This window comes from Streptomyces calidiresistens (assembly GCF_014141525.1).
Taxonomy (GTDB): Bacteria; Actinomycetota; Actinomycetes; order Streptomycetales; family Streptomycetaceae; genus Streptomyces; species Streptomyces calidiresistens.
In genome coordinates this window covers 1-917 of record NZ_VKHS01001315.1, presented here as the reverse complement: position 1 = coordinate 917, position 917 = coordinate 1, and the positions used below count along the sequence as shown (strand labels likewise).

1 protein-coding gene is annotated in these 917 nt (G+C 78.8%); it reads left to right on the top strand.

The features are described from left to right. On the top strand, positions 1–897 hold an 897-nt coding region (locus tag FOE67_RS27065; RefSeq protein ID WP_438874324.1), incomplete at its 5' end, for an iron-sulfur binding domain-containing protein. Between the last annotated feature and the right edge of the window lie 20 nt (positions 898–917).

Below are 917 nucleotides of genomic sequence, written 5' to 3'. Positions count from 1 at the left end.
CCCCCGGACGCCGCCCCTCCGGACGGCGCCGCGCTGCACGGCCCGGTGGTCGCCTGGTTCACCGAGAACGCCCGGGACCTGCCCTGGCGGCGCCCGGAGGCCGGCGCGTGGGGCGTGATGGTCAGTGAGTTCATGCTCCAGCAGACACCGGTGGCCCGGGTGCTGCCGGTGTACGAGGAGTGGATGCGGCGCTGGCCGCGCCCGGCCGATCTGGCGGCCGTCCCACCGGGCGAGGCGGTCCGGGCGTGGGGGCGGCTGGGCTATCCGCGTCGCGCGTTGCGCCTGCACGCCGCCGCCGGGGCCATGACCGAGCGGCACGGCGGCGAGGTGCCGACCGAGCACGCGCACCTGCTGGCGCTGCCCGGCGTCGGGGAGTACACGGCGGCGGCGGTGGCCTCCTTCGCCCACGGTCGGCGGCACGCCGTGCTGGACACCAACGTGCGGCGGGTCTTCGCGCGCGCGGTGGTGGGCACCCGCTACCCGCCGAACGCGACCACCGCCGCCGAGCGGCGGCTGGCCCGGGCGCTGCTCCCGGAGGACGAGGCGACGGCCGCCCGGTGGGCTGCGGCGACCATGGAGTTGGGCGCGCTGGTGTGCACGGCGCGCGCGCCGCGCTGCGGGGTGTGCCCGATCGCCGATCGGTGCGCCTGGCGGCTGGCGGGCTCCCCGGAGCACCAGGGCCCGCCCCGCCGCGGGCAGGCCTGGGCGGGCACCGACCGGCAGGTGCGCGGACGTCTGATGGCGGTGCTGCGCGAGTCGATGGAACCGGTACGGGCGTCGGCGCTGGAACGGGTGTGGGAGGAGTCGGTGCAGCGCGAGCGCGCGCTGCGCGGCCTGGTGGCCGACGGATTGGTGGAGCGTCTGCCGGACGGCCGCTACCGCCTGCCGGGGGCCTGATCGGGGCCGGCCGCCGGGCC